Origin of the sequence: Anaeromonas frigoriresistens, assembly GCF_016820655.1 — a bacterium.
Lineage (GTDB): Bacteria > Bacillota > Clostridia > Tissierellales > SIT17 > Anaeromonas > Anaeromonas frigoriresistens.
In genome coordinates, this window is the sequence record NZ_WSFT01000053.1 from 171,328 (window position 1) to 187,529 (window position 16,202).

Sequence of the window (16,202 nt, forward strand, 5' to 3'; positions counted from 1 at the left end):
AACTTGACAAAACTAATATTACTTAATATAATTAAGTTTGGTCGTAATAAGAGGTGAATAAAAATGAAAATTGACCTATCTAATCTTATCAACGGAAGCGATTTTCAGATTGATCTGGATGATACAATTGAAATCAATGAGATTAAAACTGAGGAAAATGATATTAAATTAACTAAGCCAACAGTAATAAAGGGTGGTATATATAATACTGATGATGGAATTTATTTACAGGCTAAGGTTTACTTTGAGTTTCAAAGTAATTGTGCTAGATGCTTAAAAGATACTTCTGTTAAAGAGCAGAGTACTCTTGATTATAAGATTAAGTTTGAAGATGATGAAGAAGAAGCATCTGAAGAAGAACTTATAGTAGTATCTGGATACACTCTGGACTTAACAGAACCAATTATATCTTCAATATTGCTTTCTTTACCAATGAAGACAATTTGTGATGAGAATTGCAAAGGAATATGTCCTAATTGTGGAAGAGATCTAAATGAAGGTCAATGTAATTGTGAAGATAAGAATATTGATCCTCGGTTGGCTAAACTGAAAGAATTAATGGACTAATAAGGAGGTGTTTTTAATGGCAGTACCAAAGCGTAAAACATCAAAATCAAGAAGAGATAAAAGAAGAGCATCAAACTATAAGGCAGTGAAACCGAACATAATGGAATGTCCACAATGTCATGAGCCAAAATTACCACATAGAGTATGTTCTGCTTGTGGTTTTTACAAAAATAAAGAGGTTAAAGAAGTTAAATAATAAAAGGATAGTGTTTATACGCTATCTTTTTTATTATCTTGTTTTTTAAAATGAAGAAATATTTGGTATAATAAACTTGTGTATTTGACATGCACAAGTTTATTATTATTTATAAATAAAAAAAGTTGAAATTAGCACTTGATAAATTATCACTAATAATATATACTAACTATTAGTAACAGGTACTAATTTCAAGTTATAACTTGAGGTGATAGTATGAAAAAAAGAATTGCTAAAGTAGATAGGCAACGAGAACTAAAAGAAAGATTATCAAAAGATCCATTTTTAACAGATGAAGAGCTTACTCAAATTTTTAATGTAAGTATTCAAACTATAAGACTGGATAGACTAGAACTAGGAATTCCAGAGTTAAGAGAAAGAGTAAAGAATGTTGCTGAAAAAAATTATTCTAAGGTTAGATCTTTAGGTGGTAAAGAGATTATTGGTGAGCTTATTGATTTGGAATTAGGTAAGTCAGGAATATCTATACTAGAAACAAATGGAAATATGGCCTTTGAAAAAACAAATATTATTAGAGGACACCATATCTTTGCTCAAGCAGAATCGATTGCTATGGCTGTCATAGATGCTGAGGTAGCATTAACAGGAGTGGCTAATATAAAGTATAAAACTCCAGTTAAAGCTGGAAATAAATTAGTAGCTAAAGCTGAAGTGGTAAGAAAACGAGGAAATAAATTTTTTGTTCACGTATTTATTTTTGAGTCTCAAAAGGAAGTCTTTAGAGGAAAATTTATTTTAGTATCTATGAAATAGGAGTGATAATATGAAAATAGCAATTGATGCAATGGGTGGAGACAGAGGTACAGAAGTTACTGTGAAAGGTAGTGTAGATGCAGTTAATGAATTGGGTGTTAATGTAGTACTTGTAGGTAAAGAAGAAATTATAAAAAAGGAATTAAGTAAATACAAATTTGATAAAAGTAAAGTTGAAATATTAAATGCAAATGAAATTATTAATACTGATGAAAAACCAGTTGCAGCTATCAGAAGAAAAAAAGATTCTTCAATGGTTAAAGCATTAAAACTAGTTAAAGATAAAGAGGCTGATGCCATAGTATCAGCTGGAAGTACAGGAGCCTTGTTAAGCGGTGGATTATTTGTTGTAGGTAGGATAAAAGGTATTGATAGACCAGCCTTATCTCCTGTATATCCTACTGAAAAAGGAGTATCATTGCTCATAGATGCTGGGGCTAATGTAGACTGTAAACCTAAAAATTTACAACAGTTTGCAATAATGGGATCTATTTATGCAGAAAAAGTATTAGATATAAACAATCCAAAGGTTGGATTGATAAATATAGGAGATGAAGAAAGTAAAGGAAATGAACTAACTAAGGAATCTTTCAAGTTACTTAAGGAAACTAAAGTTAATTTTTATGGAAATCTAGAAGTGAGAGAAATTCCTAAAGGTGAATGTGATGTGTTGGTATGTGATGGTTTTGTAGGAAATACTATCTTAAAATTAACCGAAGGTCTTGCATCTTCAATCTTCTCAGCTTTAAAAAATGAATTTATGAAAAATATAAAAACCAAGTTTGGTGCTTTATTATTGAAATCAGGATTAAAGAACTTTAAGAAAAGAATGGACTACTCAGAATATGGTGGAGCATTACTTTTAGGTGTTAAAGGTGGTGTAATTAAAGCCCACGGTAGTTCTGATGAAAAAGCATTTAAGAATGCAATAAGACAAGCGAAAATATTTAGTGAAAATAATGTTGTTGAAATAATTCAGAATGAAATCATAAAGATGGAGGGTGACAATGGATAATACTGAATTTGGTATCGGAATTATTGGTACTGGTAGCTATATTCCTGATAATATACTCACAAACAAAGAATTAGAAAGTATAGTAGATACTTCTGACGAATGGATAACTACTAGAACTGGTATAAAAGAAAGAAGGATTTTAGATAAGAGTAAGGCTACTTCATACATGGCAAAGATTGCTGGCCAAAGGGCAATTGATGCTTCGGGATTAGGATCTGATGATATAGATATGATAATAGTGACTACAGTAACCCCTGACATGGCATTTCCATCTACAGCTTGTATTGTACAAGAGAAATTAGGACTTAAGAATGCTGCAGCATTTGATCTAGAAGCAGCTTGTACAGGGTTTATATATGGACTATCAACAGGATACTCTTTTATTAAATCTGGATTATACCAAAATGTTTTAGTTATAAGTGCCGATAATCTATCCAAAATCATTGACTGGGAAGACAGAAATACATGTGTTCTTTTTGGTGATGGTGCGGGAGCCGTTGTATTATCAAAGGTTGAATCTAATAAAGGAATTATGTCCATAAAATTAGGAGCTGATGGGTCAGGAGGAGATTTATTATCTCAACCTGCTGGAGGATCATTAAGACCTTCTACTTTAGAAACTGTTAAAGATAAATTACATTTCATAAAAATGGAAGGAAATTCAGTTTTTAAATTTGCGGTTAAGACGATGGTGGAGTCTTCTAAACAAGTTATGGAAGAGTCAGAGGTTAAAATACAAGAAATCGATCATTTAATACCTCATCAAGCTAATATGAGAATCATCGAATCTGCATCTAAAAGACTGAAGATAGACTTAGATAAAGTTCAACTCAACTTAGAAAAATATGGTAATATGTCTTCTGCTTCAATTCCAGTAGCATTGGATGAAGCAGTTAGAAGTGGCAAATTACATGATAATGAGAATGTATTATTAGTAGGATTTGGTGGTGGATTAACTTGGGGAGCTACCTTATTGAAATGGAAATCCTAAAGGTAGGAGGTTATTTATGTTTGATACTAGAATAACAAAATTATTAAATATTAAATATCCCATAATACAAGGGGGTATGGCATGGGTAGCTACTGCAGAATTAGCTTCAGCTGTATCGGAAGCAGGAGGTTTAGGAGTCATTGGGTGTGGTGCTGCACCAGCAGATATAATAAAGAAAGAGATACAAAAAGCGAAGGAAATGACTGATAAACCATTTGGAGTTAATGTAATGCTTATGTCACCTTTTGTTGATGATATTATGGAAATGCTTTATGAAGAAAAGGTGAGTGTAGTAACTACTGGAGCAGGTAATCCAGGGAAGTATATTGAAAAATTAAAGAATATTGGTACAAAGGTAATTCCTGTTGTCCCATCTGTGGCATTAGCTAAGAGAATGGAGAAGGTAGGAGCAGACGCTCTTATTGTTGAAGGGACAGAAGCAGGAGGACATATTGGAGAACTTACTACTTTTACTATTGTTCCTCAAGTGGTTGATGAAGTTGATATACCTGTTATAGCAGCCGGGGGTATTGCAGATGGAAGAGGATATGTAGCTGCAGTATCTTTAGGTGCTGAAGGTGTTCAAATTGGAACCAGATTTGTATGCTCAGAAGAGTGTATTGCTCATATTGAGTACAAAAATAAAATAGTTAATGCTAGAGATAGAGATGCAATAGTTACTGGAAGAATTACAGGTCACCCTGTGAGAATAATTAAAAATAAATTTTCTAAGAAATTAATCAATCTTGAAAAAGATATATCAAACAAAGGTGAGATAGATAGATTAACTATAGGCTCATATAAAAAAGCTGCAATTGATGGTGAGATAGATCAAGGTTCAGTGATGGCTGGGCAAAGTAGTGGTCTTATTAAGGATATAAAAAATTGCAAAAATATAATAGATGATATCATAAAAGAATCTAATAAAGTACAGAGTTACTTGTGTAATATATAGTTAAGGGGGCATTGTACATGAAAACAGCTTTTGTATTCCCAGGGCAAGGTGCTCAATATATCGGGATGGGTGAAGAGTTTTATAATAACTTTAAAATTGCTCAAGATGTGTTCAATAAGTCAGAAGATATATTGGGAATAAATATGAAAGAATTATGTTTCGAGGGTCCTATGGAGCAATTGTCATTAACAGAAATAACACAGCCTGCTATATTAACAACATCTTATGCAATATTAAAAGTATTAGAAGATAAAGGTGTAAAAGCAGATGTGACAGCAGGATTAAGCTTAGGAGAATACACTGCTTTATTATATGCTGGAGCAATAAAGTTTGAGGATGCTGTAAAACTTGTAAGAAACAGAGGGAAATATATGCAGGAAGCAGTTCCAGAAGGCGATGGTAAGATGGCTGCTTTAATAGGTATAGATATTGAAGGCACTCATAGGTTAATTAAAGATCTTAGGGATAATGGAATTATTGAGGCAGCTAATTATAACTGTCCTGGACAAATCGTAATAACAGGAGAGTCAGATGTAATAGAGAAAGCAGTTGCATTAGCAAAAGAATATGGTGCTAAAAAAGCTGTTTTATTGCCTGTAAGTGCACCTTTTCATTCAAGTTTATTAAAACCAGCAGGAAATAATTTAAAGAATGATTTAGAAGATATAGATATAACTCCTTTAAATTGTGATGTTATATCCAATGTTACAGCAGATTATATTAACGAAAATGAAATTAAGGATTTATTAATAAAACAGGTTTGTACTTCAGTATATTGGCAGCAATCTATTGAAAAGATGCTAAATGACGGAGTAACGAGGTTTATCGAGATTGGTCCTGGGAAATCTTTATCAACATTTATAAAAAAAATTGCTAAAAAACAAAAAACAAAAGTAGATATTATAAATATCGAATCAATAAAAGATTTAGATTTATTAATATAACAATTTAATTGAGGTGATCAAAATGGATCTTAACGGTAAAACAGCTATTATCACTGGAGGCTCTAGAGGTATTGGAAAGGAGATCGCTCTCACTCTTGCTCAAAATGGAGCTGATATTATAATAAATTATTCTAATAGTTCTACTAAAGCTTTAGAAGTAGTAGATATGATTAATAATTTAGGAAGAAAAGCATATGCTATAAAAGCTGATATATCTAAAATGGAGGAAGCTAATAAATTAATAGAAGAATCATATGAAAAGGTTGGAAAAATTGATATTCTAGTTAATAATGCAGGAATTACAAGGGATAACTTACTCATGAGAATGTCAGAAAAAGAATGGGATGATGTTATAGAAGTCAACCTAAAAGGTACTTTCAATGTAACTAAGTCAATTGTTAGAAAAATGATGAAACAAAAAAGTGGAAGTATAATAAATATAAGTTCTATAGTAGGTATAACTGGAAATCCAGGTCAGTGCAATTATTCCGCATCAAAGGCTGGTATTATTGGATTCACAAAATCTTTAGCTAAAGAGATTGGAAAGAAGAATATTCGAGTAAATGCTATAGCTCCTGGATTTATTCAGACAGATATGACTAAAGAGCTTAATGAAGATATCAAAGAAGCTTATCTTAAAAATATTGCTTTAAATAAATTTGGCACTGCTACAGACGTTGCCAACACAGTATTGTTTTTATCCAGTAATTTATCCCAATATATTACTGGGCAAACCTTAGTAGTAGATGGAGGATTAGCAGTATAAATTGAAAGGAGGTGTTAGTAATGGTATTAGAGAAATTAAAGAATATTATAGCTGAACAATTAGATGTTGAGAAAGAAGATATTAAATTAGAGTCATCATTTCAGAATGATTTAGGTGCAGATTCACTAGACGTTGTTGAACTTATCATGGCGATTGAAGAGGATTTTGAAATAGAAATACCTGATGAAGATGCAGAAAAGATATCTATTGTGAAGGATGCAGTAGATTATATAAATAACAACAAATAACAATAAAGTCCCGTCGTCAGTCGGGACTTTATTAGTAAACTTCTATATAGGAGGTAAGTCATGAATAATAGAGTAGTTATAACGGGGATTGGGGTTATTAGTCCTATAGGGATTGGTAAAGATAATTTTTGGAAAGCATTAGTAGCGGGTAAAAGTGGTGTAGATTATATAACTAGATTTGATACTACTGATTATGCAACAAAAATTGCAGCTGAAGTTAAAGATTTTGATCCTGTTAATTATATAGATAAGAAAGAAGCTAAAAGAATGGATAGATATACACAGTTTGCCGTTGCAGCTTCAAGACTTGCTATAGATGATGCCAAAATAAATACTGATGAGATAGATAATGAAAGATTTGGTGTTATATTTGGTTCTGGTATTGGAGGTATTGAAACTTTTGAAGAACAAAAGGAAAAGCTAATAAATAAAGGTCCTAAGAGGATAAGCCCATTCTTTATTCCAATGATGATAGGTAATATGGCAGCAGGTCAGATTGCAATAGCTTTTAATGCGAAGGGACCTAATGAAACAGTAGTTACGGCTTGTGCATCATCTACAAATGCAATTGGTGATGCATTCAAGGTTCTACAAAGAGGAGATGCAGATATTTTAATAACTGGTGGTTCAGAAGCATCAATTACTCCGATTGCATTAGCTGGATTTTCGTCTATGAAGGCTTTATCAACTAATAATGATAATCCTCAAAAAGCAAGTAGGCCCTTTGATAAAGATAGAGATGGTTTTGTAATGGGAGAAGGATCTGGAGTATTGATATTAGAAACATTAGAGCATGCATTAAATAGAGGTGCTAAAATATATGCTGAAGTTGCGGGATATGGTTCAACTTGTGATGCAAACCATATTACAACTCCTTTAGAAGATGGGAGCGGAGCTAAGAGAGCAATGGAATTAGCAATTAAAGATGCAAAAGTTGATAAGTCTAAGATAAATTATATTAATGCCCATGGTACTTCAACTTATTACAATGACAAATTCGAAACATTAGCTATTAAAAATTTATTTGAGGAATCATTATATAATATTAAGATAAGTTCTACAAAATCAATGACAGGACACCTTCTAGGTGCTGCTGGTGGAGTAGAAGCAATTGCAACTACATTAGCCATAAAAAACGGCATAATTCCGCCCACTATTAATCTTGTAAATCAAGATGAAGAATGTGATCTTAATTATGTACCTAATACTGCAATAAAAGAAGAAGTAAATTATGCACTATCAAATTCATTAGGATTTGGTGGGCATAATGCAACTGTTTTATTTAAAAAGTATGAGTAATATTTAAAAAGTCGACCTAGGTCGACTTTTCTTACTGTAAATTTTAAAAATAATTTGAAAGAATTTGCATCATATGTGTAAATTATAGTAAACTATAAAAGGGTATAGTTGAAAATGTTTTAGATAATTATTTAAAATATCTTCAAATATATCTACATGATTGGAGGGATTCGATGAGAAATTTATCTAAAGAAAGGAAACAAAAATTAATTAAATTTCAAGAGGTTATTAATTATAAATTTGATGATATTAAATTATTAAATAGAGCACTAACTCATAGTTCTTTTGCTAATGAATATAAAAAATTTAATTTAAGATATAATGAGAGATTAGAATTTCTAGGAGATTCAGTATTGGGATTAATTGTAAGTGATTATATATTTAATAACTACAAGGATTATCCGGAAGGAGAATTAACAAAGATAAGAGCACTAGTTGTATGTGAACCTTCCTTAGCTGCGATTTCAAAAAAAATTGACTTAGGAAGATTTTTATTATTAGGTAAGGGAGAAGAATCTACTGGTGGTAGAGATAGAACGAGTATATTATCTGATGCCTTTGAAGCCGTAATAGGTGCTGTTTACATAGATGGTGGTATAGAAGTATCTAGAAAGTTCATTTTAGAAAATCTTTTAGATACCATAAAAGAAGCAGTAAAGGGAGAAATACTTTTAGATTATAAAACTGAACTTCAAGAATTAATACAAAAAAGCAACAATTGTTGTATAGAATACAGAGTTATTAAAGAAGAGGGGCCAGATCATAATAAGAGATTTTTTGTTGAAGTTTTAAATAACAATAGTGTTTTAGGTAGAGGAGAAGGAAGTAGTAAAAAAGAGGCTGAACAAGAAGCGGCTAAATCTGCTTTAAAGAAGGTAGTTAATTAATGGCAAAGAAACATTATATAATACCTGTTTTTATACCTCATCAGGGCTGTCCTCATGATTGTGTGTTTTGTAATCAAAGAAAAATTACAGGGTTAGATACTGATATGACGGAAAAAGAAGTTGTTGATATTATAGAAAATAACTTAAGTACTATGAAAGAAAGTTCTATAAAAGAAATAGCTTTTTTTGGGGGGAGTTTTACAGGATTAGATATAAATATTCAAAAATCTTTTCTTAGTATTGCTAAGAAATACAAAGATTTAGGAAAAATAGATAAGATAAGACTCTCTACAAGGCCAGACTATATAAACAAAGAATTAATAGAAATTCTAAAGGATTATAATGTGGATATTATAGAATTAGGAGTACAATCCATGGATGAGGAAGTTCTTATTAGAAGTAACCGAGGCCATAGCATACAAGATGTATATAAAGCAGTAGAATTAATAAAGGATCAAGATTTTATACTAGGATTACAAATGATGGTGGGGTTGGTAGGAGATACAAGATTAAAATCCATGTATACAGCTAAAGAGTTTATAGAACTTAAACCGGATTTTGTAAGAATATATCCTACATTAGTAGTTAAAGAAACATATTTAGAAACCCTATATAAAAATGGTTTATATAATCCACTAACTTTAGATCAAACAATTAATTATGTTAAGGATATATTAATGCTATTTGAGTATAATAATATTACAGTAATTAGAATTGGATTACAGCCCACTGATAACATATCCTTTGATAAGGATATAGTAACAGGACCATTCCATCCTGCTATCAGACAGATCATTGAATCTAAAATATATGGGGATATATTAGATATGTTTTTTTCAAAAACAAACTTTAAATCAGATAGTTTAAATATCACTTTAAATAATAAAGAAATTTCAAATTTTGTTGGATACAAAGGAGAAAATTTAGAAAAGCTTAAATTACATTTTCGTATAAAAGTTAATGGTAATAATTTGACTGAAGATATAATAATTAGTGATGGAGTCAATAAATATAAATTAGATAAAGAATACTTTATCAAAGAATATTTATTTAAGCATAATTTGATATGATTTTTACCAAAAAGAGGGGAATAATATGTATTTAAAAAGATTAGAAATACAAGGATTTAAATCCTTTGCAGATAAAACTAGTATAGATTTTGAAAATGGAATTACAGGAGTAGTAGGTCCTAATGGAAGTGGAAAGAGTAATATATCAGATGCAATTAGGTGGGTTTTAGGAGAACAAAGTGCTAAAACATTAAGAGGAAGTAAAATGGAAGATGTAATATTTTCTGGAACTTCTAAACGTAGACCTTTAGGATTTGGAGAAGTTACTCTCGTCTTAGATAATAAAAATAAAGAAATTCCAATTGACTTTTCTGAGGTCAGTGTTACAAGAAGAGTTTTTAGATCTGGTGAAAGTGAATATTATATAAATAAAACTTCAAGCAGATTAAAAGATGTTAGAGAACTTTTTATGGATACAGGAGTTGGAACTGATGGATATTCTATTATAGGACAAGGTAAGATTGAAGAAATACTATCTACAAAGTCTGATGATAGAAGAAACCTTATTGAAGAAGCTGTTGGTATAGTAAAGTATAAAACTAGAAAAAAAGAATCAGAGAGAAAACTTGAAAAAACAAAAGATAATTTAATAAGAATTAATGATATAGCAGATGAACTATTTAAACAAATAGACCCTTTAAAATCTCAGTCAGAGAAGGCCAGTGAGTATATTGATCTTACAAAGGATCTGAAGGATTTGGAGGTAAATTTATTTATAAGAGAAATTGTAAGGTTGAAGGAACAAATAGAACATCTTAATCATCAAAAGGATTTAGTAGAAAAGCAATATACCTTTAATAATAAAAAGAAAAATGAGATTGAAGAAAAATTTCAAGAAGTAAAAAATCTTATAGAGAATATGGATAAAAGCATAGAAAAAATTCAGGAAAAGAAGCAATGCATCCAAAGTGAGAATGAAAAAAAAGAAGGAGATTATAAACTGAGAAATGAACAAATCTCTTTTCTTAATAAAGAAATTAAAAGGCTTAATTCAGACTTAGAACATTCTATGAAGACTTTTGAAGAAAAAAATGAAGAATTAGAGACACTATTAAAAGAGAAGGATAAAATAAGTTTATCTATGAATAAATTTCAATCTATATTAGATGATAAGATTGATGAACTAAAATCACAAGAAGATGTTGTTAATTTAGCTGAAGAAAATATAGAAAAGAAAAAAAGCAGTATAATAGATTTTTTGAATAATATTACAGAGAAAAAAGGTAAAATTAATACAATAGAATCCTTTTATAAAAATATTGATAAAAGATTAGAACAAATAATTGAAGAAAAAACACAATTAATTGACCGAAAAGAAAGTTTAAACTCACAAATTTCTTGTATTACTGAAGAAATGGAAGAATTGAAAATTCAATTAGATAACTCTAATAAAGAAAAAATATCTTTAATAAGTAAAATAGAGAGCTCAAGAAAAAATATTGAGATAACTTCTGATAATATTAATGATCTAAAAGGTGATATCCAAAGTAGGAACTCAAAACTTAATATGTTAGAAAATATGAAAGATCATTATGAAGGATATTATAAAGGTGTTAAGAATATTCTTTTAGCTTGCAAAAAGAATGAGAGTTTACAAAGGGGAGTCAAAGGAGTAGTTGCAGAATTAATAAAGGTAGATGAAAAATTTGATAAATCTATTGAGATAGCTCTTGGAGCAGCAGCTCAAAATATTGTAACTAATACAAGAGAGGATGCAAAAAAACTTATAGATTATTTGAAAGAGAATAAATTAGGAAGAGTTACATTTTTACCTATGGATGCTATAAAAGGAAGAAATCTTAATGATTATGAGTCACAGATACTGAATAATCAAGGAGTTTTAGGGGTAGCATCATCTATAGTTAAGTTTGATGCGAAGTTTAAAGATATTTTTGAATATTTATTAGGTAGAGTAGTAATTGTTAAAGATTTAAGTACAGGTATAACTATTTCAAAGAAAATAAATAGTTCATTTAAAATCGTTACTTTAGATGGGGATGTACTTAATCCTGGTGGGTCTATGACTGGTGGTAATTATAAAAATACTAATAATAGTAGCTTAATAGGTAGAGACAGAGAGATTGGTAGTCTAAAAAAAGAAATTGATAATAAAGTTGAAAAATATAATGGCTTAGTAAAGGACTACTCTTCACTTAAAGAGGAAATAAGTACTTTAGAAAATTCATTAGAGGAATTAAATGATCAAATAAGCTCTTTTAAAATTAATATTAATAGTACATCTAATAAGATTAGTACTTTGGAAGAACAATTTATTGAAATAGAAAAAAGAATTAATAAATTTACAAAAGAGATTCAGAGTCTTGAAAATGAAAAAAGTGAATCTGTTGTACAGATTGATAATATAAAAGAAGAGATAAAAGAACTAGAAGAAAAGAATAACTTAACAAAAGGCAACATAGAAATAGATTTAAAAGATTTTGAAGATAAAAAACAAGAAACTAAAGATTTAAATGAAGAAATAACAAAAGTTAAAGTGGAATTAGCCTCTACAGAGCAGAAGAAAAATGAAATTATTAATATATCATCAAGGTTAGAAGAAGAGATTAAAAACCTACTTCATAAAAGAAAAGACATTGAAAAAGAGATATCGGAAAAAGAAATAAATATAGAAAAGACTAAGGATATCATAGCAAAGATATCTGAAGAAAAAGAAGAGTTAGAGGATAAACTTTCTCAGTGTAATTCTGATTTAGTTGAGATTAAGAATAAAAAGACATTGTATCTAGACACCTTTTATAAAGAACAAGAAGAATTAAAGAGAATGAATAAAAATATAACTGAACTGCAAAAGAGTATAAATACTATGGAGATAAAATTAGCTAAGTATGAAACCCAGTTAGAGAATTACAATAATAAGCTATGGGAAGAGTATGAACTTACTTATCAAATGGCTTTGGAATTTAGAAGAGAAATTGAAAATGTTACAAAGGTACAAAATAATGTAAGAGAAATAAAAAGAAGAATAAAGGACTTAGGAAATGTAAATATTGACTCGATTGAACAATACAAAGAGGTGTCTGAAAGGTATGAATTCTTAAGTAATCAAAGAGAAGATTTAATAAATGCCAAAAAGAGCCTTGTGAAAGTGATTGATGATATGGAAACAAAAATGATAGAACAGTTTGTAGAAAACTTTGAGATTATAAAAGATAATTTCAAAGAGATTTTTTCAAAATTATTTGGAGGAGGAAAAGCAGATATATTTTTATCTGACGAAGAAAATGTTCTTACCAGTCCCATCGAGATTATAGCTCAACCGCCTGGAAAAAAACTTCAAAACATTAGCCTTCTTTCAGGGGGAGAAAAAGCATTAACAGCAATATCATTATTGTTTGCAATACTAAAACTTAAACCAACTCCTTTTTGTGTATTAGATGAAATTGAGGCTGCATTAGATGATGCAAATGTAGTGAGATTTGCTGAGTATCTTAGATATTTCTCTGATAAAACTCAATTTATTATTATTACTCATAGGAAAGGTACTATGGAGTCAGTAGATAGTTTATATGGTGTAACCATGGAAGAAAATGGTGTTAGTAAATTATTATCTGTAAAACTATCTGATTTAATTGAAGAAATAGCTAGCTAGGAGGAAGAATATGTTTAATAAACTATTTAAAAAGAGTAAAAATGAAGAGGAATTAACTAATAACCAGGAAGAGGTTATAACAAAAAAAGAATCTGAAGATACAAATGATATATCTGATGATAATATTGAACAGAGTAAAACAGGTTTTTTTGGTAGACTTAAGGAAGGATTAGAAAAGACAAGAAGAGGTATATCAGATAAGGTAGATGATATCATAAAGTCTTATCAGAAAATTGATGAAGAACTTTTTGAAGATTTAGAAGAAGTGCTGATCATGGCAGATGTGGGTCTTGAAACTACAGAAAGAATAATTGAGGATGTTAAAGATAAAGTTAAGGAAAGAAAATTGACTGAAGCCAGTGAAATAAAATCTATTTTGAAAGAAGAATTAAAAGAAATCTTAGAAGATGTTGAAGGAAAAAGCAAACTAAATATTAATCCTTCACCAGCTATAATATTAGTAGTAGGAGTAAATGGTGTAGGAAAAACTACTACTATTGGAAAATTAGCTTACAGATTTAGAGAAGAAGGAAAAAAAGTATTATTATCAGCTGGCGATACTTTCAGAGCTGCAGCTATTGAGCAACTATCTGAATGGGCCAATAGAGCAAATGTAGATATTATATCCCATAGTGAAGGCTCTGATCCGGCAGCTGTTATATTTGATGGGATACAAGCTGCTAAAGCAAGGAATATGGATATTTTAATTTGTGATACTGCTGGTCGACTTCATAATAAGAAAAACTTAATGAATGAATTAAATAAGATTTTTAGAATAGTAGGTAGAGAATATCCTAATGCAACTAAAGAGGTTCTTCTTGTGGTTGACGCTACTACTGGACAAAATGCTGTTATGCAAGCAAAGGTATTTAAAGAAGCGTGTAATATAACTGGAATAGCCTTAACTAAGTTAGATGGAACTGCTAAAGGCGGTGTAATTTTTGCTGTTCAATCAGAATTAAATGTGCCTGTTAAACTTGTTGGAGTAGGAGAAGGAATAAATGATTTACAGGATTTTGATCCAGAAAATTTTGTGGATGCAATTTTTCCTGAATAAAATAATTGACAAATAGTAAGATCTATTATACAATACATCTGTCAAGTTAATAACTTTACAGATGTATTTATTTTAATAAAAAAGGTTGATTATATGTTTGAGAAAGTGGTTGAAATAGGTTTATTATTTGATTTTTATGGAAAGCTTTTAAGTAGTAAACAATATCAAGCAATTGAACTGTACTATATTCACGATTTGACTTTGACTGAAATAGGTGAGCAATTAAATATAAGTAGACAAGGCTCATATGATTTAGTAAAAAGGGCTGAATCTATACTGTATAAGTATGAAGAAACTTTAGGCCTGGTAAAGAAATTTGAGAACAATAGATTTAAAACGAAGGAATTGAAGGTTTTATTAGAAGAATTAAAGCATTCAGTTACTATTAACAAAGATAATAAAGATATATTTGAAAATATAACAAAGATCCTTGAACAATTACTTGAGAATAATCAGGAGGTGAGATAATGGTTTTTGAAAGTTTAGCTGAAAAACTTCAAAATACTCTTGGAAAATTAAAGGGAAAAGGTAAACTAACAGAAAAAGATGTTAAAGAAGCAATGAGGGAAGTAAAACTAGCTCTTTTAGAAGCTGATGTTAACTTTAGAGTTGTAAAGAATTTTGTTAACAAAGTTAAAGAAAGATCTATAGGCCATGAAGTTATGGAAAGTCTTACCCCTGGACAACAGGTAGTAAAGATTGTTAATGAAGAACTTACATCTTTAATGGGTAAAGAAGAGAGCAAAATTAATTTTGCAGATAACCCTCCAACAGTAATAATGTTATGTGGACTTCAAGGAGCAGGTAAAACCACACTATCAGGTAAATTGGGTAACCTTTTAAAAAAGAAAGGAAAAAAACCTTTATTAGTAGCATGTGATATATATAGACCTGCCGCAATAAAACAATTACAAGTTGTTGGTGGTCAAGTTGACATACCAGTTTTCTCAATGGGAGATAAGCAGAATCCTGTAAATATTGCTAAAGCAGCTTTAGAACATGGAAAGAAAAATGGTAATGACGTTATAATTGTAGATACTGCCGGTAGACTTCATATAGATGAAGGATTGATGGACGAACTTGGTAATATAAAAAATGAAATCAATCCTAATGAAATTTTATTAGTAGTAGATGCAATGACTGGTCAAGATGCTGTTTCTGTAGCTGAAAGTTTCAATGAGAAACTAGACATAGATGGTGTAGTACTAACAAAGCTTGATGGTGATGCAAGAGGTGGAGCTGCTTTATCAATTAGAGCCGTAACTGGAAAACCATTAAAATTTGTTGGTATGGGTGAGAAACTTGAAGATTTAGAACCATTCCATCCAGATAGAATGGCATCAAGAATTCTAGGAATGGGAGATGTATTAAGTCTTATAGAAAAAGCCCAAGCTAATATTGATCAAAAAAAAGCAATGGAATTACAAAATAAATTAAGAAATCAGGATTTTACATTTGATGATTTCTTAGATCAATTAGAACAAATGAAAAATATGGGACCCCTAAGTCAGATTTTAGAGATGGTTCCGGGTATGAATTCAAAACAACTTAAGAATCTAAATGTTGATGATAAAGAATTAGTTAAGATAGAAGCTATAATAAAATCAATGACTAAGAATGAAAGAAATGATCCATCAATTATAGATGGTAGTAGAAGAAAAAGAATTGCTAAAGGAAGTGGAACTAATATTCAAAGTGTTAATAGACTTTTAAAGCAATTTAAAGAAACTAGAAAAATGATGAAACAGTTTTCTGGTATGGAAAAAGCTATGAAAAAAAGAGGAAGAATGAACTTCCCATTTTTCAAATAAATATTACTTTTT

The 16,202-nt window shown here is 30.0% G+C and carries 16 protein-coding genes; all 16 read left to right on the forward strand.

The annotated features are described in order from the left end of the window. Positions 1–63 precede the first annotated feature (63 nt). The 16 genes from GOQ27_RS14895 (at position 64) to ffh (ending at position 16,190) form a co-directional block, all read left to right on the forward strand. Complete coding sequence (locus GOQ27_RS14895) at positions 64–567, forward strand: YceD family protein (RefSeq protein WP_203367671.1); 504 nt, start codon at positions 64–66, stop codon at positions 565–567. Positions 568–583: 16 nt separating this feature from the next. Then, on the forward strand, positions 584–763 hold the full coding sequence (gene rpmF / locus GOQ27_RS14900) for a 50S ribosomal protein L32 (protein WP_203367672.1): 180 nt from the start codon (positions 584–586) through the stop codon (positions 761–763). Between the two features lie 216 nt (positions 764–979). Next, entirely contained in the window at positions 980–1,537 is a 558-nt protein-coding gene (fapR, locus tag GOQ27_RS14905; RefSeq protein ID WP_203367673.1) for a transcription factor FapR, read from the forward strand. Between the two features lie 10 nt (positions 1,538–1,547). Further along, positions 1,548–2,552, forward strand: a complete 1,005-nt coding sequence (plsX, locus tag GOQ27_RS14910; protein WP_203367674.1) for a phosphate acyltransferase PlsX — start codon at positions 1,548–1,550, stop codon at positions 2,550–2,552. Next, a complete protein-coding gene (locus GOQ27_RS14915) occupies positions 2,545–3,543 on the forward strand; it encodes a beta-ketoacyl-ACP synthase III (RefSeq protein ID WP_203367675.1) in 999 nt (332 codons plus the stop codon). The genes plsX and GOQ27_RS14915 overlap by 8 nt, the downstream gene beginning before the upstream one ends. A 16-nt stretch (positions 3,544–3,559) precedes the next feature. Beyond that, positions 3,560–4,498: an enoyl-[acyl-carrier-protein] reductase FabK gene (fabK, locus tag GOQ27_RS14920; protein WP_203367676.1), complete on the forward strand. Its 939-nt coding sequence runs from the start codon at positions 3,560–3,562 to the stop codon at positions 4,496–4,498. A 17-nt stretch (positions 4,499–4,515) separates the two neighbouring features. Next, positions 4,516–5,442 (forward strand): ACP S-malonyltransferase, encoded by a 927-nt coding sequence (gene fabD / locus GOQ27_RS14925; protein ID WP_203367677.1) that lies wholly within the window; start codon positions 4,516–4,518, stop codon positions 5,440–5,442. A gap of 22 nt (positions 5,443–5,464) precedes the next feature. Beyond that, a complete protein-coding gene (gene fabG / locus GOQ27_RS14930) occupies positions 5,465–6,208 on the forward strand; it encodes a 3-oxoacyl-[acyl-carrier-protein] reductase (protein WP_203367678.1) in 744 nt (247 codons plus the stop codon). Positions 6,209–6,228: 20 nt separating this feature from the next. Next, positions 6,229–6,456, forward strand: coding sequence for an acyl carrier protein (gene acpP, locus GOQ27_RS14935; RefSeq protein WP_203367679.1), 228 nt, complete (start codon positions 6,229–6,231; stop codon positions 6,454–6,456). A 60-nt stretch (positions 6,457–6,516) separates the two neighbouring features. Next, a complete protein-coding gene (fabF, locus tag GOQ27_RS14940; RefSeq protein WP_203367680.1) occupies positions 6,517–7,755 on the forward strand; it encodes a beta-ketoacyl-ACP synthase II in 1,239 nt (412 codons plus the stop codon). 173 nt (positions 7,756–7,928) lie between these two features. Beyond that, complete coding sequence (gene rnc, locus GOQ27_RS14945) at positions 7,929–8,642, forward strand: ribonuclease III (protein WP_203367681.1); 714 nt, start codon at positions 7,929–7,931, stop codon at positions 8,640–8,642. Continuing rightward, positions 8,642–9,712, forward strand: a complete 1,071-nt coding sequence (locus GOQ27_RS14950) for an elongator complex protein 3 (RefSeq protein WP_203367682.1) — start codon at positions 8,642–8,644, stop codon at positions 9,710–9,712. The genes rnc and GOQ27_RS14950 overlap by 1 nt, the downstream gene beginning before the upstream one ends. Positions 9,713–9,737: 25 nt before the next feature. Beyond that, entirely contained in the window at positions 9,738–13,322 is a 3,585-nt protein-coding gene (gene smc, locus GOQ27_RS14955) for a chromosome segregation protein SMC (RefSeq protein ID WP_203367683.1), read from the forward strand. A gap of 10 nt (positions 13,323–13,332) precedes the next feature. After that, complete coding sequence (gene ftsY, locus GOQ27_RS14960; protein ID WP_203367684.1) at positions 13,333–14,379, forward strand: signal recognition particle-docking protein FtsY; 1,047 nt, start codon at positions 13,333–13,335, stop codon at positions 14,377–14,379. Between the two features lie 93 nt (positions 14,380–14,472). Then, entirely contained in the window at positions 14,473–14,847 is a 375-nt protein-coding gene (gene ylxM / locus GOQ27_RS14965; RefSeq protein ID WP_203367685.1) for a YlxM family DNA-binding protein, read from the forward strand. Beyond that, the gene (gene ffh, locus GOQ27_RS14970; protein WP_203367686.1) at positions 14,847–16,190 is read left to right on the forward strand and encodes a signal recognition particle protein; all 1,344 of its coding nucleotides are present in this window, start codon (positions 14,847–14,849) and stop codon (positions 16,188–16,190) included. Before ylxM ends, ffh begins: the two co-directional genes overlap by 1 nt. Positions 16,191–16,202 lie beyond the last annotated feature (12 nt).

What these genes read in the sequence shown, in the direction of transcription:
- GOQ27_RS14895 (WP_203367671.1), top strand. Translation starts at nt 64, where the DNA reads ATGAAAATTGACCTATCTAATCTTATCAACGGAAGCGATTTTCAGATT.
- rpmF (WP_203367672.1), top strand. Translation starts at nt 584, where the DNA reads ATGGCAGTACCAAAGCGTAAAACATCAAAATCAAGAAGAGATAAAAGA.
- fapR (WP_203367673.1), top strand. Translation starts at nt 980, where the DNA reads ATGAAAAAAAGAATTGCTAAAGTAGATAGGCAACGAGAACTAAAAGAA.
- plsX (WP_203367674.1), top strand. Translation starts at nt 1,548, where the DNA reads ATGAAAATAGCAATTGATGCAATGGGTGGAGACAGAGGTACAGAAGTT.
- GOQ27_RS14915 (WP_203367675.1), top strand. Translation starts at nt 2,545, where the DNA reads ATGGATAATACTGAATTTGGTATCGGAATTATTGGTACTGGTAGCTAT.
- fabK (WP_203367676.1), top strand. Translation starts at nt 3,560, where the DNA reads ATGTTTGATACTAGAATAACAAAATTATTAAATATTAAATATCCCATA.
- fabD (WP_203367677.1), top strand. Translation starts at nt 4,516, where the DNA reads ATGAAAACAGCTTTTGTATTCCCAGGGCAAGGTGCTCAATATATCGGG.
- fabG (WP_203367678.1), top strand. Translation starts at nt 5,465, where the DNA reads ATGGATCTTAACGGTAAAACAGCTATTATCACTGGAGGCTCTAGAGGT.
- acpP (WP_203367679.1), top strand. Translation starts at nt 6,229, where the DNA reads ATGGTATTAGAGAAATTAAAGAATATTATAGCTGAACAATTAGATGTT.
- fabF (WP_203367680.1), top strand. Translation starts at nt 6,517, where the DNA reads ATGAATAATAGAGTAGTTATAACGGGGATTGGGGTTATTAGTCCTATA.
- rnc (WP_203367681.1), top strand. Translation starts at nt 7,929, where the DNA reads ATGAGAAATTTATCTAAAGAAAGGAAACAAAAATTAATTAAATTTCAA.
- GOQ27_RS14950 (WP_203367682.1), top strand. Translation starts at nt 8,642, where the DNA reads ATGGCAAAGAAACATTATATAATACCTGTTTTTATACCTCATCAGGGC.
- smc (WP_203367683.1), top strand. Translation starts at nt 9,738, where the DNA reads ATGTATTTAAAAAGATTAGAAATACAAGGATTTAAATCCTTTGCAGAT.
- ftsY (WP_203367684.1), top strand. Translation starts at nt 13,333, where the DNA reads ATGTTTAATAAACTATTTAAAAAGAGTAAAAATGAAGAGGAATTAACT.
- ylxM (WP_203367685.1), top strand. Translation starts at nt 14,473, where the DNA reads ATGTTTGAGAAAGTGGTTGAAATAGGTTTATTATTTGATTTTTATGGA.
- ffh (WP_203367686.1), top strand. Translation starts at nt 14,847, where the DNA reads ATGGTTTTTGAAAGTTTAGCTGAAAAACTTCAAAATACTCTTGGAAAA.